Genomic DNA, 26,274 nt, shown 5'->3' with positions numbered 1-26,274 from the left:
AAGCCGTTAGGAAGACACGAATTTGATCGCCCAGCGAAAACTGGAAATCCTGAGTGAGTACCGGACCCATGACTCGGACACGGGCTCACCGGAAGTGCAGGTCGCTCTCCTGAGCGAACGCATCACCGAGCTGACCGAGCACTTCCAGACCCACAAGAAGGATCATCATTCCCGGCGCGGGCTGCTCAAGCTCGTGAGTCAACGACGCCGGATGCTCGATTATCTTCGGGGCATCGCCCCCGAGCGCTATCGGACCCTGATTTCGCGTCTGGGTCTGCGCCGCTAGAAAGAGAGAGCGGCACTCCGCCCGAGAGACGGGCGGGTTACAAGAACGAGGCGGCCCACCCCATGTGGTCTGGGCCAGGCACGAGCCGGAGTGTGAGAATCCGGGATGCACGGAACGAATCCCCTCCGCCCATCCCCGATTCCGCATTTCGACGAGAGCCTGGCATCCCCCGCCGCCTCCATGGGAATCCCGGTCCGACCCAGACGGGTGGCCGGGAGGAGACGTATGTTATGTCAGGATATTGGTTCGAACCGTCGAGCTTGACGCTCGATCTCGGAGGTCGCCCGCTCACGCTGGAGACCGGCCGCATGGCGAAGCAGGCCGCAGGGGCCACGCTCGTCACTTACGGGGGCACCGTCGTCCTCGTCACCGCTTCTCACGGAGATCCGCGCCCGGGACAGAATTTCTTCCCGCTCACGGTCGATTTCGTCGAGAAGACTTCCGCCGCGGGAAAGATCCCCGGCGGCTTCTTCAAGCGCGAGGCGCGGCTCTCGGATCGTGAGATCCTGGTCTGCCGCTTCATCGATCGCTCGATCCGGCCGCTCTGGCCGACGGGCTACGTGGACGAGGTTCATGTCGTCGCCACCGTGCTGGCGGTCGACAACGAAAACCCGCCCGACCTGCCGGCCTTCATCGGTGCCTCGACGGCACTGACGATTTCCGATCTTCCGTTCCAGGGCCCGATTGCGGCGCTGCGGATCGGGAAGCAGGATGGGCAGCTCACCATCAATCCCACCCATGAGCAGCTGCAGACCAGTGCGATGGAATTGGTGGTCGCCGGCTCCGAGAAGGCGCTGGTGATGGTCGAAGGTGGTGCGCAGGAGGCCACCGAGGCCGAGATCCTGGAGGCCCTGCAGTTCGGTCACGAGAACCTCCAGCCGCTGCTGAAGGCCCAGGACGAGCTTCGGGAGATGGCCGGCAAGCCGAAGCGCGAGGTCGTGCTCCCCGAAGTGGACACGGCGCTCGGCGATCGCATCCGCAAGATGGCGGAGCCCACGCTTCGCGAAGCCGTTCGCATCCAGACCAAGAAGGAGCGCTACGACGCGATCAGCGACGTGGAGAAGGGGGTGATGAACGAGATCACCACCGAGTTCCGCCAGGAGAAGGTCAGCCTCGACACCCTCGACGCGGTGGAGGAGCGCCAGGCGGGCCTCCGATCGCTGACGGGCAAGAGCAAGGATCTGCTCCACGATCTGCGTTCCGATCTGATGCGTGAGCGGTTGCTCGACGACGGCGTGCGCATCGATGGACGCGCCCCGGCGGATGTGCGCCAGATCTTCAGTGAGGTGCGGCCCCTGCCGCGGGCTCACGGTGTGGCGCTGTTCACGCGGGGAGAGACCCAGGCGCTGGTGTACACCACGCTCGGAAGTGGCGCCGACGCCCAGACGGTCGACTCGCTGCAAGGCCGCACGGACAAGCGCTTCATGCTGCATTACAACTTCCCGCCCTTCTCGGTCGGGGAGGCGCGCTTCCTGCGCGGGCCGTCGCGCCGGGACATCGGTCACGGCAGCCTGGCTGAGCGCGCGCTCAGGGCCGTCATGCCGACGGAGGAGGAGTTCCCGTACACGGTGCGGGTCGTGTCCGAGGTGCTCGAATCGAATGGTTCGTCTTCGATGGCCACGATCTGCGGTGGCAGCCTGGCGCTGATGGATGCGGGTGTACCGCTGAAGGCGCCGGTGGCGGGTATTGCCATGGGTCTGATCGTGTCCGGCGACAAACACGCCGTGCTCTCCGACATCCTCGGCGACGAGGATCATCTGGGTGACATGGACTTCAAAGTCGCTGGCACCAAGACCGGAATCACCGCGCTCCAGATGGACATCAAGATCAAGAGCGTCGACTGGACGGTGATGGAAGAGGCGCTGACCCAGGCTCGGGACGGCCGGCTCCACATCCTCGAGACGATGGAGCGAGACACCAAGGAAGACCTGCCGGGCTTCGGCCACCGACAGGTGCTCTCCGATTGGGCGCCGCGGATGGAGGTCATCCAGATCAAGCCGGATCGCATCCGCGACATCATCGGACCGGGAGGCCGCGTGATCCGCGGCATCCAGGAGATGAGCGGATCGAAGGTCGAGGTGGACGACAGCGGCTCGGTTTCGGTCTTTGCGCCGGACCTGGCCTCCCTCGAACGCGCACAGGCGATGGTCGAGGAGCTCACCCAGGAAGCTGAGATCGACAAGCTCTATACGGGCAAGGTCAAGCGCATCACCGATTTCGGCGCCTTCGTCGAGATCTTCCCGGGCACCGACGGGCTGGTGCACATCAGCCACCTGGCCGAAGGCCGGGTCGACTCGGTGACCGACGTGCTGGCCGAGGGCGATGAGGTGCTGGTCAAATGCATCGACATCGACCCGAGCGGTCGCATCCGACTCTCGCGCAAGGAAGCGCTGGTTGGAGCGATTGCTGAAGGTACACCTGGTTCCTAGAGCATGACGGCAGGGGAGGTCGTCGTCCGGGTCGAACGGCTCGATGGATGTGACGACCTTCCCCTGCCGGCTTATGCCACCGCGGGTTCCGCGGGAATCGACCTGCGCGCGGCCGTTCGGGAGGATGTATGCATCGCCTCCGGCGGACGTGCGGCCATCCCGACCGGCCTTCGCCTGGCCATTCCCACAGGCTATGAGGGCCAGGTGCGCCCGCGCAGCGGCTTGGCGTTGCGCCACGGCCTCACGCTCCCGAACGCTCCGGGTACGATAGACTCGGACTATCGGGGGGAGCTGCTGGTGCTGCTCTGGAATGGAGGGGAAGAGCCCTTCGTCGTGCAGCGCGGGGATCGCATTGCGCAGCTCGTCATCGCCCCGGTCGTGCGGGCCCGTCTCGAGCTGGCGAAGCAGGGCGAGAGTCTGGACGAAACCGCACGTGGTGGCGGGGGCTTCGGCTCCACCGGACGGGAGTGAGATGAGCGAAGCGACGCAGGACGAAGGTTCCACGGGTGCGCAAGACGAACCGGATTCCGGAGAGTCCAAATCTCCGAACTCCGGAGAATCCAAGGGCAAGAAGCCTCGCTCGAACCTCACCCTGCGGCTGATCACGGCCGCGATGCTGATCCCGCCGATCATCTTCGTGATCTTCCAGCCCGGCCCCTGGGTGCTCGGGGCCGTCCTCGTGATCACCATGTTCGGGGTGAGCGAGTTCTACGACATGATCGAGGCCAAGGGGGCGGAGCCCCTGCGGACATTCGGCATGACGGCGGCCGCTGCGCTTCCGGTGATCGCCTATCTCGGCAGCGAGTACCTGGCCACGTTGGTGCTCTCGGCCGTGCTGCTCGGCGTGATGGTGGCGCAGCTTGGCAAGGCCCGGATCGCCGAATCCCTGGCCAGCATCTCGGGAACGTTCTTCGGGGTCTTCTACGTGGGCTGGCTGCTCTCCCACGCGGTCGTGCTGCGCAGCTTCGAAGCCCAGGTGGCCCAACGTTTCGGGCCGGAAGCGGCGGCAGGGATCGATCCCGCAGCGGGCGCCTTCTTCCTCTTCTTCACGATCTCCGTGGTCATCGGCGGCGACGTGGGCGCCTACTTCGTAGGCGGAGCCTACGGCAAGCACAAGCTCGCCCCCTTCGTCAGTCCCAACAAGACGGTCGAAGGTGCGTTGGGTGCGATGGCGGCGGGAATGATCATGGCCCTCTTCAACAAGGTCCTGTTCGATACGTTCTGGCCCGAACTCTCTGACGATCTCGGCTTCCTGGCTTGTGCCGTTCTCGCGGTCGTGCTCAACATCGTGGGCATCCTGGGTGACCTGGTCGAATCGCTCCTCAAACGGGATGCGCAGGTCAAGGACAGCGGCGGCATCTTGCCCGGAACGGGTGGCGTTCTCGACCGGATCGATTCGAACCTGTTGGCCATCCCCGTGATGTACTATCTGCTTCTCGCCTACACCTTCCTCAACCAGCCTCTGCCGGGCTGATCTGCGAGGCGTTCGATCCCATGTCGTGCCGTCCCCCCGACGCGTCCCTTTCCGGCCTGCTCCGGGCTCACGCCTCCGAACGGCCTCGGGATGAGTGCGGTGTGTTCGGCATCCACGGGCACGCCGAGGCGGCCAACATCACTTACCTGGGGCTGTATGCGCTCCAGCATCGAGGCCAGGAGAGCGCCGGGATCTGCACGGCCCAGGGCGGCGAGCAATTCGTCCACCGCGGTATGGGGCTCGTATCCGATGTCTTCAGTGAGAAGGTGTTGGACAGGTTGCCCGGGCGCCATGGAATCGGGCACGTACGGTACTCGACGGCGGGCGAGAGCCTGGTGCGGAATGCCCAGCCCTTTTGCGCCAACACCGACGGCGGCCCGGTAGCCATCGCGCATAACGGCAATCTGGTGAACGCAGGCGCCGTGCGCCGCGAACTCGAGGGCCGCGGCGCCATCTTCAGCACGACGGCGGATAGTGAAGTGATCGTTCATCTGCTGGCCCGTTCCCGCGAGTCTTCGCTGGAAGAGCGGCTGATCGATGCACTTTCACGGGTGAAGGGCGCCTTCAGCCTGGTGATGCTCACCCATGATGCGCTGGTTGCGGTGCGCGACCCCCATGGCTTCCGACCGCTGGTGCTGGGCCGCCTGGATGGCGCCTGGGTCGTGGCCAGCGAAACCTGCGCCCTGGATCTGATCGGTGCCACCATCGAGCGCCACGTGGATCCGGGCGAGGTGGTCGTGATCCGACGCGGACGCCTGCGCACGATGCGTCCTTTTCCGAAGCCCACCCGGGAAGCGTTCTGCATCTTCGAGTACATCTATTTCGCCAGGCCGGATTCGAACCTCCAGGGCAGCAATGTCTACGCCTATCGCAAGGAACTCGGAAGGGCCCTGGCCCGGGAACATCCGGTTCAAGCCGATATGGTCGTGCCCCTCCTCGATTCCGGTAGCGTTGCCGCATTGGGATTTGCCGAGGAAGCGGGCATCCCGTACGAGACCGCCATCATCCGCAACCACTTCGTGGGCCGGACCTTCATCGAGCCGGCCCAATCGATCCGGAACTTCGGCGTCAAGATCAAGCACAATCCGATCCGGGAGCTGCTCAAGGGAAAACGAGTGGCTCTCGTGGATGATTCGATCGTGCGTGGCACGACGCTCAACAAGATGTCCACGTTGTTGCGCAACAACGGCGCCCGAGAAGTGCACGTGCGCATTTCAGCACCGCCTACCATTGCCCCCTGCTTCTATGGCATCGATATGCCGACCCGCGGCGAGTTGATGGCCTCCGGGCGCAGCGTCGACGAAATCTGCGAGGCCATCGGAGCCGATAGCCTGGGCTACGTCTCGGTCGACGGCCTGCGAAAGCTCTCCGAGCACTTGAAGCACGACCATTGCGACGCCTGCTTCTCCGATGAGTATCCGGTGCCGATCCAGCGTGGCGACGATGCTCCCCAACTCTCGCTCTTCAAGCCCGTTGGGGAGAGCAGCCGCGACGAGGCGCCCGAATGAAGGAACGGGGGCGCCTCGGCCTCGATGAACTGCGCAGCGAGATCGAATCCGGCGCCATCGAAACGGTCGTGACGGCGATCCCGGATCTCTACGGTCGGTTGGTCGGCAAGCGGATCCTCGGGGATTTCTTCCTGGAAGAAGTCCTTGGAGACGGCATGCACGTCTGCGACTACCTCCTGGCTTGCGACATGGAGATGGATCCGACCCCCGGCTATGCCTACACCAGCTGGGAGAAAGGCTACGGCGATCTCCACGCCGTCCCCGACCTCGGGAGCCTTCGCCGGGCCGCCTGGCTCGACCGGACGGCCTTCGTGCTTTGTGACGCACAGGCTCCGGAAGGTGGCCCCGTCAGCGTGGCGCCAAGGAGCATCTTGAAGCGTCAGCTGGAGCGAGCCGCGGGGATGGGTTTCGTTTCGATGATGGCCAGCGAACTCGAGTTCTTCCTCTTCGACGAGGGATACCGCTCGGCCCGCAGCAAGGGCTACCGGGAGATCGACAAGAGCCAGGACTACATCGAGGACTACCACCTGCTCTCGGGTACGATGGCCGAGGACGTGATCGGCTCCATTCGCCGCGAAGTCCATGACTCGGCCATTCCAGTCGAGTTCAGCAAGGGCGAGTGGGGCCCGGGCCAGCACGAGATCAACCTTCGTTATGCGGAGGCCTTGGAGATGGCGGACCGTCACGTCATCTACAAGCAGGCAGCCAAGGAGATCGCCCATCGTACGGGCAAGTCGCTCACCTTCATGGCGAAGTGGGATTCGGGCCTGGCCGGAAGCAGTTTCCATGTGCATACCAGCTTGTGGAGCCCGGAGGGGGAGTCGAGCTTCCGTGGGGATGAGCCGCTGGCCGGCACCCCGGCAACCTGCTCGCCGGTCTTTCGTGCCTTCCTGGGCGGGCTGCTGGCTCACACGCGCGAACTGGCCTTTTTCCTCGCACCGACGGTGAACAGCTACAAGCGCTTCCAGCCCGGAACCTTCGCGCCGACGGGCATCGCGTGGAGCTGGGACAACCGCACGGCTGGGTTCCGTCTGGTGGGGAAGGGCCCGAGTCTGCGGGTCGAATGCCGGATCCCCGGTGCCGACGCGAATCCCTACCTGGTGTATGCCGCCTTGTTGGCGGCGGGCCTCGATGGGATCGAAAAGGGGCTCGATCCAGGGCCGGTGTTCGAGGGAAATGTCTACGACGCCGAGGATCTTCCGCATATTCCGGCGAGCCTGGAGGAGGCCATCGAGCTTCTCGACGGCAGTTCATTCGCCCGGGCGAGCTTCGGTGACGATGTCGTCGATCACCTGCTCCACTTTGCGCGCACCGAGGCGGCCAGCTTCCGCAGTACCGTCACCGATTGGGAACGGGCGCGGTACTTCGAACGGATCTGAAGCCGGTGGCCGGAGCTGCGAACGGCGGGCGGACGAGACCCGCCTCGGGTTCTCCCTGGATCGGGGTTACCTCCTACCACCGCGAGCGAGAAGGGCGCTCCCGGTTCACCTTGCCGGATGCCTACGTCGATGGGATCCGCCGGGCGGGTGGTGAGCCAGTGCTCCTCGTGCCGGGCGCTCCCGCACCCGCATCGCTTCTCGATCGTCTGGATGGTCTCGTGATGACCGGTGGCGGGGATCTCCATCCGGAGACTCTTGGAACGGAGACCCATGGCCACATGTATTCGATGTGTGAAGAGCGGGACCATTTCGAGCTGACGCTGATTCGATCCGCACTGGCCCGCTCGCTTCCGACGCTCGCAATCTGCCGCGGGATGCAGGTGCTGAACGTCGCTCTCGGGGGAGACATCCACTCACACCTCCCCGACGAGATGGGTGAGGAGGTCGCCCATCGGAAGAGCCAGATCGAGGCCACCGATCATCCTGTCCGGCTGGAGGCTGGATCGGCGCTCTCGACACTCTTCGGGTGCGAAGCCTTGGACCGGGTTGCCTCCTGGCACCATCAGGCCGTTCGGCACCTGGGTGAAGGTCTCAGGCCCGCCGCCTACGCGGCGGATGGAACCGTGGAGGCTCTGGAACTCGAGGGCGCAGCCTGGCTGCAGGCGGTGCAGTGGCATCCGGAGCTCGAGCTCGACTCCGTCCAGGCGCGACTCTTTCGGGCATTGGTCGAACAGGCCTGAGCGGCTTGTCCCCTCGGGGAAAAGGGGTCGCGTCGGTCATGCGGTGCACTCGTCCCGCCGATACGGCCCGAGACGCCGCCCGACTGTGAATCGCGATCGGGCGCCGTCGAGGTGTGCCGCCCCGATGACCCAGAGGCTCCGTCTCGTTTTCGAGGAACTCGAAGAGTTCCGCGAGGAGTACGAGCGCAACATGAGCGCTGGGGGGGCGTTCGTCCACACGGAGCACGCCCTCGAATTGCGCGAGCAGGTCGAGGTAGAGCTTTCGCTCCTTTTCAGCGGACAGACGTTCGTGCTGGAAGCCGAGGTCGTTCATCAGCTGCCCGGCGCGGTCGCGGTGCAATTCCTGGAGCAGGCGTCGGAGCTGCGCGCCCGGCTGAACGAGCACCTGGACGGATCGCCTGCCGAGCCGGAGGAGTCCTCGCTCTTCGAGACGCCCGAGACTTCCGAAGATCTCGTCGGATTCGACGCGGCTACGGATCTTCAGGCCGAGCCGGAACTCGAGGTCGAAGCCGAATACACCCATCCCGAATTCGACTCGGCCGCCGAAACCGACGAACTCGAGATCGATCCTGGTGAACTCGAGCAGGTGTTGAAGGAGACGGGCACCGAACTACGCGACGAAGACCTCGCCGTCGCGGAGGAGGACGAAAGGCGAAAGGGCCCGCGATCCCGTGCCTCCGTTCCCGCGCGCCTGGCGACGACTGATTTCCATCTGGATGGGCACACCCGTGATCTCAGCGAAAGCGGTGTGCTGATTTCAGCGGACGCAAGTGAGATCCCTCTCGGCAAGCAGGTCAAGCTGCGCCTTCAGAGCCCGGATTCCAGCGACCACATCGAGGTGACGGGTCGCGTGTCGAGGCACATCGAGGCGGATGGAACGGTCGCGGCGGTAGGCGTGCAATTCGAATCCCGCGACAGCGAGGCCGATGTCATCGCCGATTTCGTCGAAGATGTTCGCGCCAATGCGGCCGAACGCCAGGAGGCCGGCATCAGCGGCCAGATCGAAGAGCTGGGCATGCCGAACCTCGTCCAGATGCTCGGCAGCACTTCACCGAAAGGCACCCTGATCGCGACCCACGGGGCGGAGGAGGGCGTCATCGCCTTCGAGGGCGGACTCCTGCGCTATGCACGCCTCGGGGCCCTTTGCGGGACCAAGGCGCTCTCGCGCTTGCTGGCATGGGAAGACGGGCGCTTCGAGTTCTTCTCCAACGTCGATGGCCTGGACGAAGAGGACGCACCCCAATCACTGGAAGCGGCGATCCTCGATGCCGTCCGCCAGATGGATGAGCGGGCACGGGTCGATGGTGTCCCGGTGGAATTGACGACGACATTTGCCGTGAACTGGGATGCCAGCCGCTCCGACTCAGGCGGATCGAAGATCGAGCAGGCGGTACTCGACCTGGCCGAAGCTGGCTTCACCCTGCGCCGATTGATCGACGTCATCCCCGAGCCCGACGCCGACATCCTGGCAGCCGTCAACGCCTTGGTGGACCTGGGCGTACTCATCCCGCAGAACTGAAACGCAACAGCGGGGACGGGGTTTACAATTGACTTGTTTCGGACGGGCAGAGCCCGTCCGAAACAAGTCAATTGTAACCCCCGTCCCCGCTGTTGCGTTCCGAGACTACTGCGCGTCGGGATGACGGATGAGCGTGTCTTCGGCCAGTTCGTCGTCGCCGCGGTTGGGATGGTCGAGGGTGTAGTGGAGGCCGCGGCTTTCCTTGCGCTGGCTGGCGCAGGAAATGACGAGTTTCGCGACGGTGGCGAGGTTTCGCAGCTCCAGGAGCGGTGGGGTGATGCGGAAGTTCCAGTAGTACTCGGTGATCTCGTCTCGCAGCAGGACGATCCGCCGCTGCGCCCGGGCCAGGCGCTTGTCCGTTCGTACGATGCCGACGTAGTTCCACATGAAGCGACGGATCTCATCCCAGTTCTGGGTGATCACGACCGCCTCGGAGCTCTCGGTGGCGGCACCCTCGGACCAGCCGGCGATCGGGCTGGTGATGGCCGGCAGGTCCGGCAGGCGGGCGAGGGTTTCGTTGGCGGCGGCCTCGGCGAAGACCACGCCTTCGAGGAGTGAGTTCGAGGCAAGCCGGTTGGCGCCGTGCAGGCCCGTGCACGTCACTTCGCCGGCCGCGAAGAGATTGACCACATCGGTCTCTCCGCGTGGGTTCGTCACGACACCGCCGCAGCAGTAGTGGGCGGCCGGCACGACCGGAATGGGATCCCGGGTGAGATCGATGCCGAGCTCCAGGCAACGCTGATGAATGGTGGGGAAGCGCTCGCGCAGCCAACTGGCGTCGCGGTGGGTGATGTCGAGGTAGACCGAATCCTCGCCGGTGCGTTTCAGTTCGGTATCGATGGCGCGGGCCACGACGTCTCGCGGCGCGAGATCGGCCATCGCGTGGTAGGGCTCCATGAACGCTTCGCCGGCGGCATTTCGCAACACGCCGCCCTCACCGCGGACCGCTTCGCTGATCAGGAAGGATCCTGCTTGGGAGTGGAACAGACAGGTGGGGTGGAACTGGAAGAACTCCATGTTCGCGACGGTTGCGCCGGCGCGATACGCCATGGCGATTCCATCCCCGGAGGCGATGTCCGGGTTGCTCGTATACAGGTAGACCTTGCCCGCTCCGCCGGTCGCCAGGAAGGTGGCGCGGGCGCGAAAGCGGTGGACCGTGCCCCGGTGGGAATCGAGCACATAGGCACCGAGCGCCCGGTTCGGCCCGGGCAGGCCGGCACGGCGAGAGGTCAGCAGATCCACCGCCATGAAGTCTTCGAGCAGGGTGATGTTCGGATGGGCGCGGGCGCGGGCCAACAGGGCACGCTCGATCTCTCGGCCCGTCGCGTCCCGATGGTGGAGCACCCGGCGCCGGCCGTGCCCGCCCTCGCGCCCCAGGGCGAAGGCACCCTTGGCATCCCGGTCGAATTCCACGCCGAGTTCGAGAAGGGAGGCGATCGCATCCGCTCCTCGCTCGATGACGAAGCGGACGATTTCCTCGCGGCAGAGCCCGGCCCCCGCCTCCAGGGTGTCCCGGATGTGGTCCTCCACCGTGTCGTCGCCGGAAACGACCGCCGCGATGCCCCCCTGGGCAAAATTCGTCGCTGCCTGGGCCGCCTGCTTTTTGGTGACGAGCACCACACGAGCATGGGCGGCCACCCGCAGGGCATAGAACAACCCTGCGATCCCGCTTCCTAGGACGAGAACGTCAGCATCGTTGGGTCTGGATCCGCTCGCCGGGGGGCTCAAGAATGGGCCTCGGGTGCTCCGATAGGAGAGACGGTGGAGCGAGTCTATCTCTCGAACCGGATGGGGAACAACGCCCCGGGGAAAAATCGTGTCGCGTGCCGGCTCGGTGCGATGGCCCCGTTCGCCCTCGTCTTGATCGCCCTCTGCATCGGCACGACGGGCGCCCTGGCCCAGGGGCTCTACCGGTATGTCGACGCCCGCGGCGTCGTCCACTTCACGAATGTCGATCCGACGGATGCCCGCTATCGCAGCTTCGAGCTGCCCAATAGCTACAAGGCAGCGCCCAGGACCAAGAAGGCGAGCCGCCGACCGGTGCGAACCTTCGACCGCGTGATCCGGACCCATTCCCTGGAGCAGGGGATTCCCCCCGCGCTGGTGAAGGCGGTGATCCACGCAGAATCGGCCTTCGATCCCCAGGCCGTCTCACCCAAAGGGGCCATGGGCCTGATGCAGCTGATGCCAGACACGGCGAAGATGCTGGGCGTGCTCCAGCCGTTTCAGGCCGAAGACAACATCGACGGCGGGGTGCGCTATCTGGCCCGCCTTCACGACCGCTACGGCAGCTGGACCCACACCCTGGCGGCCTACAATGCCGGCCCGACGGCGGTAGACCGCCACCGAGGCGTTCCGCCCTATGCCGAGACGCGGGAATACGTTCGGCGGGTCCTTTCGTATTATCGTCGTTACCATGGCGACTTCTCTCGGTGAGGCCCAGCTGGGCTCCACCAGGGCCCGGCTTCCGTCACCGGATCGGGCTCATAGCCCGGAGCCTCACGAGCTGTCTTCCGATCGCGAACACTTCTGGAACGTGCCCAACACGATCACGGTCGTACGCCTCGCGGTGTTGCCGGTTCTCCTGGCCTTTCCCTGGTTCCCCGACCCGGCGAGCTCACGGATCGTCGCCTGGCTGTTCATCGTGGCCGCCGTCGGTGATATCGTCGATGGGTGGGCCGCTCGCTGGGGCCAGCAGATCACCCGGATCGGAAAGCTGCTCGACCCGTTGGCGGACAAGATCACGGCTTCGACCGCGTTGATCGTGCTGCTGGCCATGGATCGGATCCCGATCGAGGGCCTGGTCCTCGTGGTCGTGATCGTGGGCCGAGAGCTCGCGGTGACCGGCCTCCGGGGCATCGCCTCGGCCGGTGGCCAGGTGATCAGCGCGGGGCCCGCCGGAAAGATCAAGATGGTGGCCCAGAATGTGGCCATCGGAGCCTTGTTGTTCCCCGCGGGGACGTTGGGCTTTCCAAATCATCTCATAGGTCTGGCACTATTGACCCTCGCAACGGCACTCACCTTGTGGTCCGGCTACGAGTACTTCGCCGAGTACTTTGGTGCCGAAGCGCCCGAGTCCCGCTAATCCCCCTTCCTCCCTCCAGGCTGCCAGGCAGCCGCCCGGAGCCCCCACATGAGTCGTCTCGAGAGCCTGAGCAAAACCATCGACAGCCGCGAGGCTCGGATCGGAGTCATCGGGCTCGGCTACGTAGGCTTGCCCCTCGCCCTGGAGTTCGCCCGGGCAGGTTTCCGCGTGACGGGTTTCGATCTGGACGGCGAGAAGGTGCGAATCCTGAACGAAGGGGGCACCTACATCGAGGATGTCCCGGCGGAGGACGTGGCCCGCGAAGTGGCGGCCGGCCGGCTTTCGGCATCGACGGATTTCACGGCGCTCTCGGCCCAGGATGTGGTCAACGTGGCGGTGCCGACGCCGCTGACCAAGACCAAGGATCCGGACGTCAGCCACATCGTGAAGGTCGTTGAGGAGATCCGGAAGCGCCTGCGCTCCGGCCAACTCCTGATCCTCGGCAGCACCACCTACCCGGGCACGACCCACGATTTGTTCGTGCCGCTGCTGGAGGAATCCGGGCTGGAATGTGGAACGGATTTCGCGGTGGCCTTCGCCCCGGAGCGCATCGACCCCGCCAACACGAAGTTCGCAGTGCGAGAGGTGCCGAAGGTCGTCGGTGGCGAGACGCCCGCCTGCACCGAGCTCGGTGTGAAGGTCTTCCAGACGATCTTCGACGACGTGGTGCCGGTCACCTCGACCCAGAGCGCCGAGATGGTGAAGCTCCTCGAGAACACCTTCCGCGCCATCAACATCGGCCTGGCCAACGAGGTGGCGCTGATGTGCGATCGCCTGGGCCTCGACGTCTGGGAAGTGATCGACGCTGCGGCGACCAAGCCCTACGGCTTCATGAAGTTCCAGCCGGGCCCGGGCCTGGGCGGCCACTGCATTCCGGTCGATCCCACCTACCTGGCCTGGAAGATGAAGTCGCTGAACTTCAATGCACGCTTCATCGAGTTGGCGACGGATATCAACGGCAAGATGCCGGAGCATGTGGCCGATACGATCGCCGACCTGCTGAACGAGGATCGCCTGGCCGTGAATGGCGCACGCGTCCTGCTGCTCGGCGTGGCCTACAAGCCCAACGTCAGCGACATGCGGGAGACCCCGGCGCTCGAGATCATCCGCCTGCTCGAAACGAAGGGCGCCGTGATCCGCTACCACGATCCGCATGTTCCCGAGCTGGTGGTGGAAGACGGGATCCTCAAGAACGTCGAACTGACGGATGACGAGCTCGCTGCCGCCGACTTGGTGGTGATCATCACCGATCACGAAGCCGTGGATTACGCCCGGGTCGTCGCCAAGGCGGGCCGCGTCTACGACACGCGCAACGCGACGCGAAACGTCGAAAAGGGCATGGAGAAGGTCCGAAAGCTCTAGAGGAGGGGCGAGGCGCCAGCCTAGACAGTCCCCTCCACGCTGGGTAATCTACCCGGCTCCGAGCGCGAGTAGCTCAGTTGGTAGAGCATCACGTTGCCAACGTGAATGTCGCCGGTTCGAATCCGGTCTCGCGCTCCACTTTTCTCCCTGGTTCCGGCAGGTTACGCGTGTCTGGATGGGCTGGTTCAGACTAACAACAGCCCAGCCCGACCTTGCCCGACCTATGCCCGACCTGACCCAGTGTGGCTGGAGGTCCGGCGCGAATCGAGAACCTGCTTGGCCAGCCAGCCGGTTAGCTTCCGTCGTCACTTGAGTCCTCGGCACCATCACTCGTGATACGCTTGAGGGCGGAGATCCCGGCTGCCAGGTCCTCCTTGCCACCAAAGTCGTGCGAGCTGAGGGATTGCTGGTTTCCGAGGAGGTCCATCAAGTTGGGTGTACTTCGACTGAGGCCGCCCAGCCCCAACGGGGGACCCAGCTCAGCCGCCCTTCGCAGGCGTGATTTGGCCAAGTCGCTACGGATCGCCTGGAGTTCATTGAGAATCAGCTCGAACCGCTTGCCTTCCTCGTCGTCTGGCGAGCCCAATCGAGCGGGCAAGAGTTCCAACAGCCGCACTAGCGAATTCACGGAGTCGGCCGGCGAATTGAAGGTTTCGGTCAGGGCTTCCGCGATCTTCGCGAGATCCTCGGGCACCTCTCGTACGTCTAGGTTCGGTCGGTAGTCCAGAGTGCGGATCACCCCAGTGTCGAAGATCTGAGGAGTCCCTTCCTCTTGGACGAGTACGACCGGCTTGTCGAATGCTTGCCGAATTCCCAGTTCGAAGAAGACATTCGGATTCAACGCGGATAGGTCGCAGAGGGCCATCGGCGCCTCCACAAGACGGCGAAGGATGTCGAGGTGAATGATGTTCGTTTCAGGGGAACGGCTTGCGAGCGTTGGATGGAACTCCGCCTGTTCGCACGCTGGAACGAACACGTCTTCGTAGATCCGTTGGAAGTGATCCGGCTTGTACTTTTCCGGGTTCGGGTTCGAGATCGGCATGATCACAAAGCACTCCGGCTGCTTGTCACTCATCCTTGCTGCTCCTCGGCGTCTTCACGGGCCAGGACCGTAGGATCGGGCCATCCGTAGAACGCCGCCAGCTTTCGCCGCTCATGGTCCGCCGGCCACCCCGAGGCATCCAGGAAGGCGTCATAGACGCCGAGCACCATGCGACTCGTGGTGTGCCCGACCTCGGCCGAGATCTCCTTCGGGTTCCGGCCGCAGACGAGTGAACTCACCACGTAGGTCCGGCGTAGCGACTTCTGCGCGTCACCAGCTCGCGGAGAAACACCAGCTCGGCGCAGCGCCGGCTCCCAGCCGCGGCGCAACCAGTTCGGATAGTGAAGATGCCCCTTGCGGCTGTTCGGGAAGACCCAGCCGTTCTCTCGCCCCAGGTAGCTGACCTGCCGCTGTCGAAGCAACAGCTCCCGCAGCGGCCGCCGAACCGTGATGCCCCAGGACGTGCCGGTCTTCGGTGGGAACGCCTCATTCACCTTCTCGAGCGAGGTGAACTCCTCTAGCCGGATCACGCCGTGCTTGGGGAGCGTGCGAAGTACTTCGATCCTGCCGCCCGCGATCGAGAGGTCGGGCCACACCCATGCAGCGGGCTCGGCCCACCGCAGGCCCGTGTAGAGGAGCGCTTCGGTCAGCGGGAAGAACCGCCGCTCGTCAGGCGTTCGCGGCTGGCGAAGCACCTTTGCGAGCGCCGCGAGTTCTTCGAAGCTGTAGGGCTGGAAGGTGATCCGACGGGTCGACGTCGCGGCCGTGCCTTTCTTGGTCCGCCGGGTGCGGCTGGGGGAGTCGAAGGGCGTCGAGTCGATCAGGCCGTCCTCCCGGGCATCGATCAGGATGAGTCGCAAGACTCCGAGCCGCGACTGGACGGTCCGGGCGGCGAGCGAACTACTGAGCTGCTTTCGCAACACCTTCACTGCGCCCAGGCTGATCGAAGCCAGGGTTTCCTTGCCCATGCGGCGCTTCAGGTCCTCAACATGGCTCTTGTAGTTTCGCCTGGTGCTCTCTTCGATCTCACCCTTCAGGTCCTCGAGCCACCGGTCGGCCCACTCAGAGAAGACCGGTCCGCGGCGCCTACGGGGAATGGGTCCGATGTCGGCGCGCTCGGCTGCCCGGGTCAGCCAGGAGAAGTTGCTCATCAGGAAGTCACGGTTGAGCTGGCGGATCATCTCATCGCCGAGCTCGGGATCGTCGTCGGGGACGCGCTTCTGCCGGCGGAGCACCTGATCGCCGATGCGCCCCTTCGCATGAATGATCAGCTCTCCCCGCTTGCCCCGAGCGAGCCATGCCTTTGCCATCCCACCGGCCTCCCTGCTCGCGGGCACCATAACGCGATCGCGGTTGTCATCACCGAAAAAGTGCATCTCGAGCCTTCTCACGGAGGTTGCTGGGGTTGCGGGGGCGCTGCGTGAGGCGCTTGCGGTCTTGGAAGCGGAGGAGGTCGAGGGTCGGGATCCGGACTACGGCACCGTCCTTCCAGGCGCTGGGGAACTCGCCACGGGCGAGCCAGCCCTCGGCGGTGCGTTTCGAGGTGCCGACCGCTCTGGCAACCTCGTCGAGGCTGAGGGCGAGACGGCTGACAAGGGTTTCGACCGAGAGCCCGTAGCGCTCGGCCAGCTCGCGGAGTTCCGCGAGGTCGGGGTGCTGGGCCGCCCCGTCGAGCATCAGCGGTCGCCTCTCCCCGCCAACCGCCGAGAGTGGGGTCGTTTCTTCCGGCCCGCGCGATCTCCCGATGCAGAGTCGCTTGCCGCTCCGAAGTCGTGGTAGAGGTCGGCGAGATCGGTGATGGAGAGGCCGCGTTGCCCTCTTGGAACTGTCAGCATCGGAGTGCTGACAGTCGCTTTGAGGTGCCGATCCAAGGCGATCTTCGGCCCCAAAGTGTCCGCGTTGTCAGCACTGTCAGCAGTCTCCATAAGGGGGGTCTGAGTAATCTTCTCTTCTCTGTTGATCTCTCGTAGCGTTTCAGTTCTCCGAGCCATCTGTACCCCCTGCTGACACGCTGACAGTGCTGACAGGTGCCGAAGCCCGCAGTGCTTTGGGGTTCATCTCCCACAACGGGCCGCCCTTCTTCCGGTCGTGTCGTTGCGCATATCCGCGGATCTCGAGTTCGTGGAGAACCCGTTCGGTGTCGGTTGCGGTCGGGATCCGACGATCCTTTCCACCACCGCCTGCCCAACGGTGGATCTCCCGGGTGCTTGGCAGCGAGTTTCCCTCCTCTCGGTGCTTGAGAAGGATGCGGCCCCACACGTAGCGGGCGTCCGCGAGGAGCTTGTCCTCCGGAGCCTCGAGCAAGGCAGCCTGCGCGTGGGCCAGGGCGTACTCGGCGATTTGAATCGCCTGCGTGGCGGTCGTTCGATCGATCGGGACGATGAACATCTGGTCCACAGAGTCCAGCCACTCGACGCAGTGCAGCAGGCCGGCGATCCGCACCGTGAGACCGGGTAGCTTGCCGGCCCAATCCGTCATCCAGCCAAGCGCCGCGTTTTCTGATAGCTGGCATTCGATTCGGTCGTGGAAGTTGCGAAGTGCCGCTTCCGCCTGGTCGTCGAGAGTGAGAACCCACGGCTCGGCCGGTCGAGGGATTTCAATGAGCTTCCGGATCATCTGGTCGTAGAGGTCGCGCACTCGCGGGCGAACGCCGGCTTGGTCCCAGGTTCGCGATCCCACGAGCGTCTGCGGCAACGCGAAGAGGAACCGACCCAGTAGGCCCTCCCCCCGAAACACCTCAACTGCTCGCGCATCCCGTAGTACCGCGGGCTGGATCGCCAGCGCTAACGTCAGCGCGGGCCGATCGCACCGAAGTGGCTCCCCCTTGACCCGATCGACCGCAATCCAATCCCCGGCGTGGGCTTTCTTGAGCACGTCGAAGTTGGGTCTCGCGTCGGCGGAGTAGCGGCCCCGTGCGGTCTCGAAGACCTCTGACCCTTCTGCAGTTGCGAGGGTCAAGACGCCATGTTCAGCGAGGCGCATGCCGAGTGCCTGGGGTGTGATGTCGGAAACGAGGAGGCGGGGCATTCTCGGGCAGGCCTCCTCGTCGCGTGCGAGCTGGACCGTGAGCTCCGCGATCTCGCTGGCGAGCTCATCCGCGCGCGCCGTGGTGGTCTTGGGATTCTTCGCGTTTCGTTGCTTGGCGTCGATCGCGTCTCGCAGGATCTGCAGGCGGGCCTCTGCCCGGGCAACCAGGTCCCGAGCGGTGTCTCGCATTTGGCACTCGACATCGATGATCGGCTGAGTCGCGTCCCGGAAGACCGCGCTCTTGCGCGAGGCAGGTGGGAGCGCCACGACGACGAAGATGTTCATTGGCTCGGTGTAGCCGGGGTCTCCCTTCTTTGGCGCAACCACGGCCTTCCCCTGCACACCCGTGGCCACCGCAGCAAGCGCGAGCAGTGCCGCGAGATCTGGGGGTGTCTGCGTGGCTCTTGCCTCCTCAGTGACGAAGTCCGAGAGCCAGTGCGGGATGGCGTCGGTCGGAAAGGCGGGAAGCTCGGGCGGCGTAGCCTCCAGCGGTTCAGGATCTGGCCAGCTGCTCTCGCGTTCTTCCCGGACCAACTCCAGGGCGGGATTTCTCGGATCGTTCACCCGATCACCTCTCGTAGCCACTCGCTTGCACCAACGAGAACATCATCAGCGCGGGATTTTCGAAGAGCGGCGGCCATGTCGTCTGCCGTAGAGAAGACCCGTCGCAGGTAAGCGAGCGAACGCAGAATCTCCAGGTAGCGGTCGAGCATCCACGGTCCTGCGTACGAGTCGACGGCGTCGATCAGCGAACGCGTGACGTGCGGTCTCATCCATTCTGGCGCCGAATTGCGGATCTCGGCGAAGTTCGGTTCGCCCTCGGATGTGGCCTGGTAGGCGGCGATGTGTGCATTGGCAGGGCTCCAAAACAGTTCGGTACCGGGCCACCGCATGTCGCCCATGAGGCACGCTCCGAGGATGAGCGTCTCGAGGCCCAGGTCCTTGAGATCCGGGCCGGGGTCGAAGAAAGCAGCCTCATGGAAGACCGCGCTCATCTTTGCCGGCCCCGGCCGCCGCGGCGAAGCTGCCATCTGGTCAGGGGGTACTCGCCAGGTCGGGGGTGCGGCGGCCCAAATGAGCCCGAAGGGGGAGGGGCTGTACGCAGCTGGTGGAGGGGGTACCCTCCGATCGAGTTCGAAGTTCGCAAAACTCAAGGACTCCATGTTGTGGCCGACCGGGGCTTGTCAATCCCCGGCCGGTCGCGTTCGTTCAGGGGCCCGGCCGACCGTCAGCCAAGGCCTTCAGTCATGGCGGGACATACCTGAGCGTGTCGAGCCAGCGTTGGACATCCTCTTCGCGGACCCGAAGCCACGCCCCGACCCTGAAGGCGGGGACTTGGTTATCTCTGACGGCCTTCCGGAGATGGCGCGGGTGGATCCCGCAAGCCTTCGCAGTAGCCGGGATCGTGCCGAGAACGACGTTCATGGGAGTTCATGACAGCCGAAACTCCAGACACGGTCCACGAAACAGCACACCTTAAACCCAGAAATCTAGAGGGGGTTTAACGTGTCTCTGGGTCTTTCGTAGCGGTCGGGACGATGGCCGGGCTTTGGTCGGCGACCGCGCGTGCTTTCTGGACCCAGCTCGTCATGGTGGCGTCGCTGCGGCAGGGGTCATCTGGTGCCTGAGCGTTCCATGAGATCCGCATCGTGCGTCGAAACAGGGTGCTGCGAGTGATCCTCGCCTCTTCCTGGAGGAGTTGGTCCGCCGCGAGCAAGAACGCGTCCAGCATGGGGCTGCCTTTATCTAGCTTGCACCGTGCCTCCTTCTCTCGATCGCGTGCATCGCCGTACCCAGCGACGACTTCATCCAGGCCTAAGGTCGAAATCGTCTCGAGCCAGATTAGGCGCTGCCCGATGAACGCCAGGCGCTTGGTCATCTTCTCCGAATGAGGACGGTCACTAACACCACGCTGGGCTACGTTTCCGCGAAACCGGAACGTGAGAGATTCACTGCGGCGCCCACGCTCGAGCTTCACGTGGGCCCGCTGGAAGTCGGCGGGTCGATCCCGTCGGGGCACTTCTCTCCTGAGAGGTGCTGACACGCGAGTTCTTGCAGCTCTCAGCCGATCGACGGCCCTCTCGAACGCCGCGGGATCTTCCCGCTCAAGCGAGGTCGCCAGGCTGAGCAGGTCGAGTCCAATGTCGACGAGCTTCCGCTCGTCGGGCGCCAATTCCGCCATCGCGCGGTACTGGCCGATGACGGCTTCCACCATGGAGATGATGCGATAGTCGGGGGTTCCCTGTCTCACCCGCCGAAGGTCCAGGTCCTGCTCGAACTGGGGATCGGCCAGCGAATCAGGCCGCGCAGGTCGCCGATCGTCGCCCCCTCCGGCCGGCTCGCTCAACTGGACTTGCTTGATCAGCTCGATCATTTCCTGTGTGAGCTCGCGAGCCCGCTGGCTTTGGGGAAGTGCGAACTCGGGCTCTGGGGCGTCATCCGCAGCTGGCCCGGATGGCCGATCACTACCCGCCGGTTCGCTCATGTGGGCGATTCCGGTGAGCTTCTTCATATCAGCGTCGTCGAAGTCGCTCGGTTCGGCCTGGATCTCTCCGGTCTTCTCGGCCGGGTCGACATCCCTCGGCTGTCCAGGTTTCTCGCTGGCTCTTCGAAGGCGCTCTTTTCGCTCTGCCATTCGCGCCTCAAGTCGGCGCCTCCACTCGTCGGGCGGGCGCTTCATACCCGGCTCCGGCGAAGTTGGCGGGCCGATAGGAGCGGCGTCTCGCCGCTTGAGGCCGAGAGCTTCGAAGGGGGAGCCGCACGCCCCGATCTCGTCGTCAGGCCTGGGCCAGTAGCGAGCCGGACGAAGCAGCTCGTGGACCGACACGTGGAAACCGGGAGTCTCACGGTCGAAGCGGCCAGCGCTTCTCGCCCTGCGCTGACCGGGGCGGATTCGGCAATGCTGTCGCTGGCCCCTGCCGGATCGTCCGGCGCAGACCGGGCTTTCTTGACGACCCTTCGGAGCTTCTTCTCGGCCATCGCACCTCCCAGTGGTGCACCCAGGGAAGTTGAGGCCGCGCCCGACCGGCCCTGGGTGGCCGGATTGTCCCGCCGAGGAGCTACCCCGGCGGTAGGGCGCGGTCAGGGAGAATCTAACCCGCGGTGTCCGGGTCGGCAGGTGAGCCGCTCGGGCTGCTGCCGCCGACCTCACCCGATCGCGGATCTCCTGTCCGACTCTAGGCGCTTCCCCCTCTCGCCCCCTTGTGACCCGCGAAGGACCCGGTGGATGGTCGCCTTCGACACGCCCAGGACCGCCGCAATCTGGCTCAACGACCGACCCTTCGAATGCATTCGCTGCGCTCTGGCAACTCCCTCGCAACCGAGCGCTCGTGGTCGGCCGATGCGCTTGCCTCGTCGGCGGGCGGCAGCTAGGCCGTCGAGGGTTCGCTCTCGGATGAGATCGGCCTCGAACTCGCTGAAGGCCCCCAGGACCCGGTAGAGGAGCCTCCCTGCGGCCGTGCGCGTGTCCACAGCCTGATCCAGGCAGACCAAGTCCACGTTGGAAGCCTCGAACACGTCAGCGAGTTCGCAGAGGTTACGAGTCGACCGGGCCAGACGGTCGAGCTTCACCGTGGCAACCACCTCCACCTCATGCCGCCTGACGGCGTTTAGAAGCTCGCGCAGGGCAGGGCGCTCAGCCTTGCGGCCACTCTGGCCGTTGTCGACGAACTCGACGGGCTCTAGGTCCGCGTGTTCAGCCCAGGTCCGAAGGCGACCGAGTTGGGCATCCGGATGCTGGTCCCGTGTTGATACTCGCGCGTAGAGAGCTACTCGCCTTGCCATCAGCTCACCTCATTCGTTCCAGAATCGACCGTTTCTGAACCGGGGATTCAATTCCTCGTGGGTCATGCATTCTCGCGGCGATAGATCGCTCGCTAAAGCCGTCGGGCGAGACGGTTTTGAAACGCTCCGTGCTCTCCCGGTGGACTTCCGTGAGGAGCGGGTGCAGGCCCGTCGCGCGTGTGGATAGAGTTGGCTTCATCGACCCCTGAGCATCCGGGGCTACCTGGACAGTCGAATCGGTCATGGATTCTCGCCTCAACCGTGGGCGCGACTTCAAGCGGTGCGCGACACTCACATCAACTACCGTGAAGAGAGTAGGCGTGTCAAGCGTTTCACGAGAAAAAGCGTAACAACAAGGAACACGAACGGGTGGTACGCATCAAGCCGAAGAGGCGAAAACTCGAACGCACCGTCATCGAGACCTACTACGAGCACGAGTGCAGGCAGTGCAAGACGTGGTTTGAGCCAAGTCGAACCGACGAGGCCTACTGCTCTGTCCAGTGCCAGCAAGCCCACGCCTACGAGCGACGAAAGAAAGCGGGAAAGCTGCGCACGCGTTGATGGGGGGGGTTGGGGTTTTCGCGCGCGCGATCTCCCTACATCACCACCCTCGGACCTCGGCGGGGCGGTGCGTCCCCGAGGGGCACCGATGGGTGGCGGGTGTCGCCGGCCGTGACGGATCCGGATTCACCGGTTCGGGGCACGGGCTAGTCGCTGGCTTCTATGCCGATCATGCACCCCATTACACGATCTTTGAGTAGCTCGACAAGGCCCTCCGGGCTGATCTTTGTCTCGCAACCGGCGTCGAGCTTCTTCACGAATTCCATGGTGCTCGCGCGAAAACAGGCGCGGAACTTCTCATAGACGTCGGCATCACCGCCGAGGCGCTTTTCGACATTGGCTACCGTTGTGTCGTCGGAGTTTCGGACAAACAGTTCCCTCTGGAACGGTTCGGCCTTGGCCCAGAAGTCGACGCAAAAGTCTCCGGAACGGGCTGGCACAGCCATCGGCACCAGGATGAATGCGAAAACGATCGCTCTCTTCATGGTTCTCTCCTTCGGGCCAGAGGCGTGAATCGATGCGAGATGGGCCCGCCGCGCCCGGGATGATACTCTGGAAGTCGCCTCGTCATGTAACCCCAGTTGGGGGATGCGGCGAGCTTGATGGGTTGGAGGGGGATCGATGCCTACTGCCGAATCGCCGCCCGTCGCCAGCTCCGTTGGCACGGAACACGACGCTCGCGATGACGGCATCAGCGGTGCCTGGTGTCCTCCCGCGGACTCCATCGACCGCCAAGCCCGCGAGGCCGCCCTGCGCATCATGGCCTCCACGCGCCTCGGGGAGCGGAACCGACTGGGGCTTCTGCTCTACTTGGAGGGCGTGTCGGCGCGGAAGGCCGCACGGGCCGTGGGTTTCGCGGATCACGCGCCGCTGTGGCGCCGAGCCAAGGCGCATAGGCTTTGCCGGGTTCACCAGGCACGGCGCAGTAGCAGCAAGTCAAATGCTGCCCACATAGCAACGCTCTCGGAGGCGCACCAGTCAAATTGAAGGTTCTCAGCCATTGCCGCGGGCTGTTGCCACCGAAACCTTCTTTCCGTTCTTCGGACTGACAATCTTCTCGGTCGGTTCTAGGAAAGTCGTCCAGTATGGCCGATCCGCGTGGGCGGAGTTGGCTCGCCTCGATTCCGGACCTCGATACGTTGATGGCCGTTTCCGTTGAGTCCGTCTCCGTCCCCGAGCCCTCGCTCACCTTTCTCGCTGCTTGCGGACTGGTTGGGTTGGAGCAACTGAAGCGTCGGCGCTCTTCGTCTCGAGGACTGCGTGGCGAGGAGGCCATCGCCTGACCTTCGATAGGTTTCGTCGCCGATTGCTGTGACCGCGGGGTGGAGTGATCATCCGCGGATCCAACCGGGGGGGGGCTTGGGGTGTCGGTGATTGCGTGTCGCGTTCTTGTGTCGAGTGTGCGACCAAGACCATCGCCAACGGCGGAAAACCCCGCGGCCCAGAGATGATTGTGGCAGCCATCGGGAGCCCCACTCACTACCTGCGGTCCTCACGATAAACTTCATCTGCTGGCAGTACGCCTGATACCTCAGCGACTATTATTTCTCCGTGTATCTGTTGTCATCTCACTCGGCCGGAAGAAGCCAGAGAGCGTTTCGGGTTGCGGCCGCCGCTCTGTTCGCGACCTGGGCTTCTGCTTGCGCTACGTCGACCATGGTTCCGTTTCTGGTCCAAAGCTCCCCCTCCGGCGGCCAGGTCGACGTCAATGGCGTTGACTTGGGTCGAACCCCTGTTCACATCCAACTTCAATGCAGCAAGCGTTGGGTTGGCGTCGCGGTCGCACCAGGCGGTTGGGCTTATGACCAAGCCTTCTACCAGGTCACCGTGTACCCGCCAAGGGGCCATAGCGGCACCACTCAGACCAAGCGAGTCAACGCTTGCCAGGTAAAGACCCCTCCGGGCAAGTTGAGCTTCGATCTGCAGCTAGTGCCCGCACTTTCTTTTCCGACCGTACCTCGAGTTCACCGGCGTTCTTCTTGCCGCGAAGTGCAGTTTGTCGGCCCGAGGCCTTTTCTTGGCAACCACGGCGAGAATGTGGTCGTGCGGGACGGTGCGGATGTCGAGTTGTGGGAGGTCGCGACCTATGACTGGGAGTTCCTGCACCTGTATCCGTACTGGGCAAAGATCTGTGAGACGTCGGAAGGCACGTTCCTTCTTGTGGATGACGAGCAGCTACTCGTAATACGGCAGTAGCCTCAGAATTCCCAGTTGATGGCACGAAACCTGCGCTCTCGGAGATCGGATTTCTGCGCGACTGAGAGGGAGGGTTGACGTAGGCGGCCCCGCTCTGATCTGCCCTCACTGCCTAGAAGACAACCCATGCGATGGCCAACGAGCGCGACAGGTTTACACCGATCAAGAGTTCCGCTGCGATTCCTGTTCGACGATTTCTGCGATTCTAGGCATCGTTCCAAGCCAGAGCTGAATGTGCGGGCGCCGGGGAACACTGCCGGGGATTTCCGCTGGCCCGTTGAGTCGAAGGCGGCGGATGAGACTCCCGGGCAAGGTTGACTACGCGCTCACTGCAAGGAACCGTCTTCCTTGCGAAGAGGCGTCTGCGCCGACGCCGATGCATCTCGCAGCACAGGCTCACGGAAGGAGGATGTCCCGCAGTACTCCTTCCGCCGCGGCCAAGAGCTCCGCCTTTGTCCTTCCGGGGATGCTCGCTACAGGCCGGTGCTTTTCTCCCTGAAGCCTTTTTTGAGTCTGTACCAAGCTGGCTGCGATGTCGTCCAGGTCCTCCGTCGCCGCGCCTCGGGCCTCGGCGATGGCTCTGGCCTTGCGACGCCGATCAGGTTGCTCCGGAGCCCCGGCGCGTAGCGACTGATCGACGAGTTCGACGAGACAGCCAGCGATCTCCCTCGGATCGGGGTGTGAAGCCCACCGCAATTCCTGTGCTCGCTCCCTCAAGCCAGGGAGGTCCGCACCAAGACTGGCCAAGGCATCGTCCAGATCATCGGCGAGGCCGCGGGCAAGCGCTGCTCGGCCAGCTTCCGTCGGCCAGCACCAGTTGTCCGGGTCCATCGCATCGTGGCCGGATGGTTCGATCAGGCCCTCCGCAAGCATCTCTACCCAGCAACGGTTGGCCAGTCCAAACTCCTCGCGAGAGAGATCGCCGATGTGGGCGGCGATCGTGCCCTGACCTCCCGAGAACATCCGCCCCAGGACGCTCGACTTGTGCGAGTGGAGGCCCCGGTCTTCTACGAGGGACTTCAGGATGAGCAGTTTCGCTCGCTTCGGCGTGAGCGGGGGATTGCGTTCAACCAATGTGGTCTCCGAGGCAGATTGCGGCAGAGGCGGGCTGGGCCAGAAGAAGGGGCGCACCCGCAGGGCGCTACCTGACCAGCACTCGAGTTCCGCACTGAAGAAAGGCGATCACCACGAGAAGGCAGACCCCGATCCAAGCCGCCGACTGAATCGACATCAGGAGGCGGCGGTACTCGAACCGCCAGCGAGTCTCATCGTCATCAGGGGGTTGCTTCCAGGGCGGAGCCGGCGGCTTCCTCTTCGGGGACGTCCTCGAAGAGGGCATCGGCTGCTGCGGTTTCTCGTCCTCCCGTTGGCCCTTGCCAGGCTCGTAGACCTCCACGGCGCTTCCTCCTCTCCTGGGAACCCTACCGCGTTGCCACGTGCAACTTCCGCCTGTTTCCCAACGAGTTTCCCACCTTGGCTCCCGCGGGGACCAGCGGCGTGTCGGCACCAACGCGGAGGCGGAGAGAGCCACACCCGGTTCACGCCGGGCGGGATCGAAACACCGCACCGTGAAGGGTCCGAGCTTGCGCCTCGCGGCGCGTCTCTTGGGAGGAGTGCGCTGTCACGCGGTTTCGGGGGTACCGCGAAGCGGCCACGGAGTTTGGGCGGCAGCAGGCGACCGGGAGGTTGGAGCATGGGGGTGGGGAGTCACGCCGGTGGGTGACACGCACACGGGAAGATTCTGCCCGACCTATGCCCGACCTCCGAGGTCGGATGCGGTGGTGAGATGCGGTCGTGTGCGGTCCTGACAAGCACGGAGAGCGCCAAGTAGCTGGAATTGCGGTGCCCCCGGAGGGTACACCGACCTTGCCAACGTGAATGTC

The 26,274-nt window shown here is 64.4% G+C and carries 27 protein-coding genes and 1 tRNA gene; 16 read left to right on the top strand and 12 right to left on the bottom strand.

All coding sequences use genetic code 11. The features are described 5' to 3' along the window. Positions 1-22 precede the first annotated feature (22 nt). The 8 genes from rpsO to GY937_24040 all read left to right on the top strand — a co-directional run bounded on the left by rpsO (position 23) and on the right by GY937_24040 (position 9,335). Positions 23-286: a 30S ribosomal protein S15 gene (gene rpsO / locus GY937_24075; GenBank protein ID MCP5059792.1), complete on the top strand. Its 264-nt coding sequence runs from the start codon at positions 23-25 to the stop codon at positions 284-286. 230 nt (positions 287-516) lie between these two features. Further along, positions 517-2,715 (top strand): polyribonucleotide nucleotidyltransferase, encoded by a 2,199-nt coding sequence (gene pnp, locus GY937_24070; GenBank protein ID MCP5059791.1) that lies wholly within the window; start codon positions 517-519, stop codon positions 2,713-2,715. 3 nt (positions 2,716-2,718) lie between these two features. Next, complete coding sequence (gene dut / locus GY937_24065; GenBank protein MCP5059790.1) at positions 2,719-3,186, top strand: dUTP diphosphatase; 468 nt, start codon at positions 2,719-2,721, stop codon at positions 3,184-3,186. Position 3,187: 1 nt separating this feature from the next. Continuing rightward, positions 3,188-4,189: a phosphatidate cytidylyltransferase gene (locus GY937_24060; protein MCP5059789.1), complete on the top strand. Its 1,002-nt coding sequence runs from the start codon at positions 3,188-3,190 to the stop codon at positions 4,187-4,189. A 20-nt stretch (positions 4,190-4,209) separates the two neighbouring features. Further along, the gene (locus GY937_24055; GenBank protein ID MCP5059788.1) at positions 4,210-5,697 is read left to right on the top strand and encodes an amidophosphoribosyltransferase; all 1,488 of its coding nucleotides are present in this window, start codon (positions 4,210-4,212) and stop codon (positions 5,695-5,697) included. Next, positions 5,694-7,076, top strand: a complete 1,383-nt coding sequence (locus GY937_24050; protein MCP5059787.1) for a glutamine synthetase — start codon at positions 5,694-5,696, stop codon at positions 7,074-7,076. Before GY937_24055 ends, GY937_24050 begins: the two co-directional genes overlap by 4 nt. A 5-nt stretch (positions 7,077-7,081) precedes the next feature. Continuing rightward, positions 7,082-7,816, top strand: coding sequence for a gamma-glutamyl-gamma-aminobutyrate hydrolase family protein (locus GY937_24045; protein ID MCP5059786.1), 735 nt, complete (start codon positions 7,082-7,084; stop codon positions 7,814-7,816). 124 nt (positions 7,817-7,940) lie between these two features. Continuing rightward, positions 7,941-9,335 carry a DUF4388 domain-containing protein gene (locus GY937_24040; GenBank protein MCP5059785.1) on the top strand — a complete coding sequence of 465 codons (1,395 nt, stop codon included), beginning with the start codon at positions 7,941-7,943 and terminating at the stop codon, positions 9,333-9,335. A 105-nt stretch (positions 9,336-9,440) separates the two neighbouring features. On the opposite strand, the gene nadB is transcribed toward GY937_24040, so the two are convergent. After that, positions 9,441-11,063 (bottom strand): L-aspartate oxidase, encoded by a 1,623-nt coding sequence (gene nadB / locus GY937_24035; GenBank protein ID MCP5059784.1) that lies wholly within the window; start codon positions 11,061-11,063, stop codon positions 9,441-9,443. A 33-nt stretch (positions 11,064-11,096) separates the two neighbouring features. Here nadB and GY937_24030 point away from each other — a divergent pair, with 33 nt between their 5' ends. The 4 genes from GY937_24030 to GY937_24015 all read left to right on the top strand — a co-directional run bounded on the left by GY937_24030 (position 11,097) and on the right by GY937_24015 (position 13,920). Next, on the top strand, positions 11,097-11,771 hold the full coding sequence (locus GY937_24030; GenBank protein MCP5059783.1) for a lytic transglycosylase domain-containing protein: 675 nt from the start codon (positions 11,097-11,099) through the stop codon (positions 11,769-11,771). Further along, positions 11,752-12,420, top strand: a complete 669-nt coding sequence (gene pgsA, locus GY937_24025) for a CDP-diacylglycerol--glycerol-3-phosphate 3-phosphatidyltransferase (GenBank protein ID MCP5059782.1) — start codon at positions 11,752-11,754, stop codon at positions 12,418-12,420. Before GY937_24030 ends, pgsA begins: the two co-directional genes overlap by 20 nt. Before the next feature lie 48 nt (positions 12,421-12,468). After that, positions 12,469-13,782, top strand: a complete 1,314-nt coding sequence (locus GY937_24020; protein MCP5059781.1) for a nucleotide sugar dehydrogenase — start codon at positions 12,469-12,471, stop codon at positions 13,780-13,782. Positions 13,783-13,844: 62 nt separating this feature from the next. Beyond that, positions 13,845-13,920: transfer RNA gene (locus GY937_24015), tRNA-Gly, on the top strand. A 154-nt stretch (positions 13,921-14,074) separates the two neighbouring features. Here GY937_24015 and GY937_24010 read toward each other — a convergent pair. The 9 genes from GY937_24010 to GY937_23970 all read right to left on the bottom strand — a co-directional run bounded on the left by GY937_24010 (position 14,075) and on the right by GY937_23970 (position 21,634). Further along, complete coding sequence (locus GY937_24010) at positions 14,075-14,857, bottom strand: hypothetical protein (protein MCP5059780.1); 783 nt, start codon at positions 14,855-14,857, stop codon at positions 14,075-14,077. After that, a complete protein-coding gene (locus GY937_24005) occupies positions 14,854-16,134 on the bottom strand; it encodes a hypothetical protein (GenBank protein ID MCP5059779.1) in 1,281 nt (426 codons plus the stop codon). Before GY937_24005 ends, GY937_24010 begins: the two co-directional genes overlap by 4 nt. A gap of 49 nt (positions 16,135-16,183) precedes the next feature. Beyond that, positions 16,184-16,501, bottom strand: coding sequence for a helix-turn-helix domain-containing protein (locus tag GY937_24000; protein ID MCP5059778.1), 318 nt, complete (start codon positions 16,499-16,501; stop codon positions 16,184-16,186). Between the two features lie 297 nt (positions 16,502-16,798). After that, on the bottom strand, positions 16,799-18,415 hold the full coding sequence (locus GY937_23995) for a DUF3987 domain-containing protein (GenBank protein ID MCP5059777.1): 1,617 nt from the start codon (positions 18,413-18,415) through the stop codon (positions 16,799-16,801). After that, positions 18,412-18,882, bottom strand: a complete 471-nt coding sequence (locus tag GY937_23990; GenBank protein ID MCP5059776.1) for a hypothetical protein — start codon at positions 18,880-18,882, stop codon at positions 18,412-18,414. Before GY937_23990 ends, GY937_23995 begins: the two co-directional genes overlap by 4 nt. 214 nt (positions 18,883-19,096) lie before the next feature. After that, a complete protein-coding gene (locus GY937_23985) occupies positions 19,097-19,276 on the bottom strand; it encodes a helix-turn-helix domain-containing protein (GenBank protein MCP5059775.1) in 180 nt (59 codons plus the stop codon). Between the two features lie 76 nt (positions 19,277-19,352). After that, positions 19,353-20,531: a hypothetical protein gene (locus GY937_23980; GenBank protein MCP5059774.1), complete on the bottom strand. Its 1,179-nt coding sequence runs from the start codon at positions 20,529-20,531 to the stop codon at positions 19,353-19,355. Beyond that, positions 20,528-20,830 carry a hypothetical protein gene (locus tag GY937_23975; GenBank protein ID MCP5059773.1) on the bottom strand — a complete coding sequence of 101 codons (303 nt, stop codon included), beginning with the start codon at positions 20,828-20,830 and terminating at the stop codon, positions 20,528-20,530. The genes GY937_23980 and GY937_23975 overlap by 4 nt, the downstream gene beginning before the upstream one ends. 168 nt (positions 20,831-20,998) lie before the next feature. Continuing rightward, positions 20,999-21,634 (bottom strand): recombinase family protein, encoded by a 636-nt coding sequence (locus GY937_23970; GenBank protein ID MCP5059772.1) that lies wholly within the window; start codon positions 21,632-21,634, stop codon positions 20,999-21,001. A gap of 369 nt (positions 21,635-22,003) precedes the next feature. On the opposite strand from GY937_23970, the gene GY937_23965 reads away from it, so the two are divergent. Then, positions 22,004-22,195, top strand: coding sequence for a hypothetical protein (locus GY937_23965; protein ID MCP5059771.1), 192 nt, complete (start codon positions 22,004-22,006; stop codon positions 22,193-22,195). A 146-nt stretch (positions 22,196-22,341) separates the two neighbouring features. On the opposite strand, the gene GY937_23960 is transcribed toward GY937_23965, so the two are convergent. Next, positions 22,342-22,680, bottom strand: a complete 339-nt coding sequence (locus tag GY937_23960; protein MCP5059770.1) for a hypothetical protein — start codon at positions 22,678-22,680, stop codon at positions 22,342-22,344. A 136-nt stretch (positions 22,681-22,816) separates the two neighbouring features. On the opposite strand from GY937_23960, the gene GY937_23955 reads away from it, so the two are divergent. The 3 genes from GY937_23955 to GY937_23945 all read left to right on the top strand — a co-directional run bounded on the left by GY937_23955 (position 22,817) and on the right by GY937_23945 (position 24,391). After that, on the top strand, positions 22,817-23,182 hold the full coding sequence (locus GY937_23955) for a hypothetical protein (protein MCP5059769.1): 366 nt from the start codon (positions 22,817-22,819) through the stop codon (positions 23,180-23,182). A gap of 98 nt (positions 23,183-23,280) precedes the next feature. Next, positions 23,281-23,478: a hypothetical protein gene (locus tag GY937_23950; protein ID MCP5059768.1), complete on the top strand. Its 198-nt coding sequence runs from the start codon at positions 23,281-23,283 to the stop codon at positions 23,476-23,478. A gap of 373 nt (positions 23,479-23,851) precedes the next feature. Beyond that, a complete protein-coding gene (locus GY937_23945; GenBank protein MCP5059767.1) occupies positions 23,852-24,391 on the top strand; it encodes a PEGA domain-containing protein in 540 nt (179 codons plus the stop codon). A 396-nt stretch (positions 24,392-24,787) separates the two neighbouring features. Here the strand turns inward: GY937_23945 and GY937_23940 are convergent, their stop codons facing one another. Then, positions 24,788-25,465, bottom strand: coding sequence for a hypothetical protein (locus tag GY937_23940; protein ID MCP5059766.1), 678 nt, complete (start codon positions 25,463-25,465; stop codon positions 24,788-24,790). Positions 25,466-26,274: the final 809 nt, after the last annotated feature.

The sequence above is a fragment of the bacterium genome, assembly GCA_024228115.1.
Classification (GTDB): domain Bacteria; phylum Myxococcota_A; class UBA9160; order UBA9160; family UBA6930.
The sequence above is the reverse complement of the archived record's forward strand: the minus strand, read 5'-3'. Positions and strand labels throughout refer to the sequence as shown.

Excerpts from the sequence above, each read along its gene's own strand:
- pnp (MCP5059791.1), top strand. The coding sequence starts at position 517 with ATGTCAGGATATTGGTTCGAACCGTCGAGCTTGACGCTCGATCTCGGA.
- dut (MCP5059790.1), top strand. The coding sequence starts at position 2,719 with ATGACGGCAGGGGAGGTCGTCGTCCGGGTCGAACGGCTCGATGGATGT.
- GY937_24060 (MCP5059789.1), top strand. The coding sequence starts at position 3,188 with ATGAGCGAAGCGACGCAGGACGAAGGTTCCACGGGTGCGCAAGACGAA.
- GY937_24055 (MCP5059788.1), top strand. The coding sequence starts at position 4,210 with ATGTCGTGCCGTCCCCCCGACGCGTCCCTTTCCGGCCTGCTCCGGGCT.
- GY937_24050 (MCP5059787.1), top strand. The coding sequence starts at position 5,694 with ATGAAGGAACGGGGGCGCCTCGGCCTCGATGAACTGCGCAGCGAGATC.
- GY937_24040 (MCP5059785.1), top strand. The coding sequence starts at position 7,941 with ATGACCCAGAGGCTCCGTCTCGTTTTCGAGGAACTCGAAGAGTTCCGC.
- pgsA (MCP5059782.1), top strand. The coding sequence starts at position 11,752 with ATGGCGACTTCTCTCGGTGAGGCCCAGCTGGGCTCCACCAGGGCCCGG.
- GY937_24020 (MCP5059781.1), top strand. The coding sequence starts at position 12,469 with ATGAGTCGTCTCGAGAGCCTGAGCAAAACCATCGACAGCCGCGAGGCT.
- GY937_24010 (MCP5059780.1), bottom strand. The coding sequence starts at position 14,857 with ATGAGTGACAAGCAGCCGGAGTGCTTTGTGATCATGCCGATCTCGAAC.
- GY937_24005 (MCP5059779.1), bottom strand. The coding sequence starts at position 16,134 with ATGGCAAAGGCATGGCTCGCTCGGGGCAAGCGGGGAGAGCTGATCATT.
- GY937_24000 (MCP5059778.1), bottom strand. The coding sequence starts at position 16,501 with ATGCTCGACGGGGCGGCCCAGCACCCCGACCTCGCGGAACTCCGCGAG.
- GY937_23990 (MCP5059776.1), bottom strand. The coding sequence starts at position 18,882 with ATGGCAGCTTCGCCGCGGCGGCCGGGGCCGGCAAAGATGAGCGCGGTC.
- GY937_23985 (MCP5059775.1), bottom strand. The coding sequence starts at position 19,276 with ATGAACGTCGTTCTCGGCACGATCCCGGCTACTGCGAAGGCTTGCGGG.
- GY937_23980 (MCP5059774.1), bottom strand. The coding sequence starts at position 20,531 with ATGAAGCGCCCGCCCGACGAGTGGAGGCGCCGACTTGAGGCGCGAATG.
- GY937_23975 (MCP5059773.1), bottom strand. The coding sequence starts at position 20,830 with ATGGCCGAGAAGAAGCTCCGAAGGGTCGTCAAGAAAGCCCGGTCTGCG.
- GY937_23970 (MCP5059772.1), bottom strand. The coding sequence starts at position 21,634 with ATGGCAAGGCGAGTAGCTCTCTACGCGCGAGTATCAACACGGGACCAG.
- GY937_23960 (MCP5059770.1), bottom strand. The coding sequence starts at position 22,680 with ATGAAGAGAGCGATCGTTTTCGCATTCATCCTGGTGCCGATGGCTGTG.
- GY937_23955 (MCP5059769.1), top strand. The coding sequence starts at position 22,817 with ATGCCTACTGCCGAATCGCCGCCCGTCGCCAGCTCCGTTGGCACGGAA.
- GY937_23950 (MCP5059768.1), top strand. The coding sequence starts at position 23,281 with ATGGCCGATCCGCGTGGGCGGAGTTGGCTCGCCTCGATTCCGGACCTC.
- GY937_23945 (MCP5059767.1), top strand. The coding sequence starts at position 23,852 with ATGGTTCCGTTTCTGGTCCAAAGCTCCCCCTCCGGCGGCCAGGTCGAC.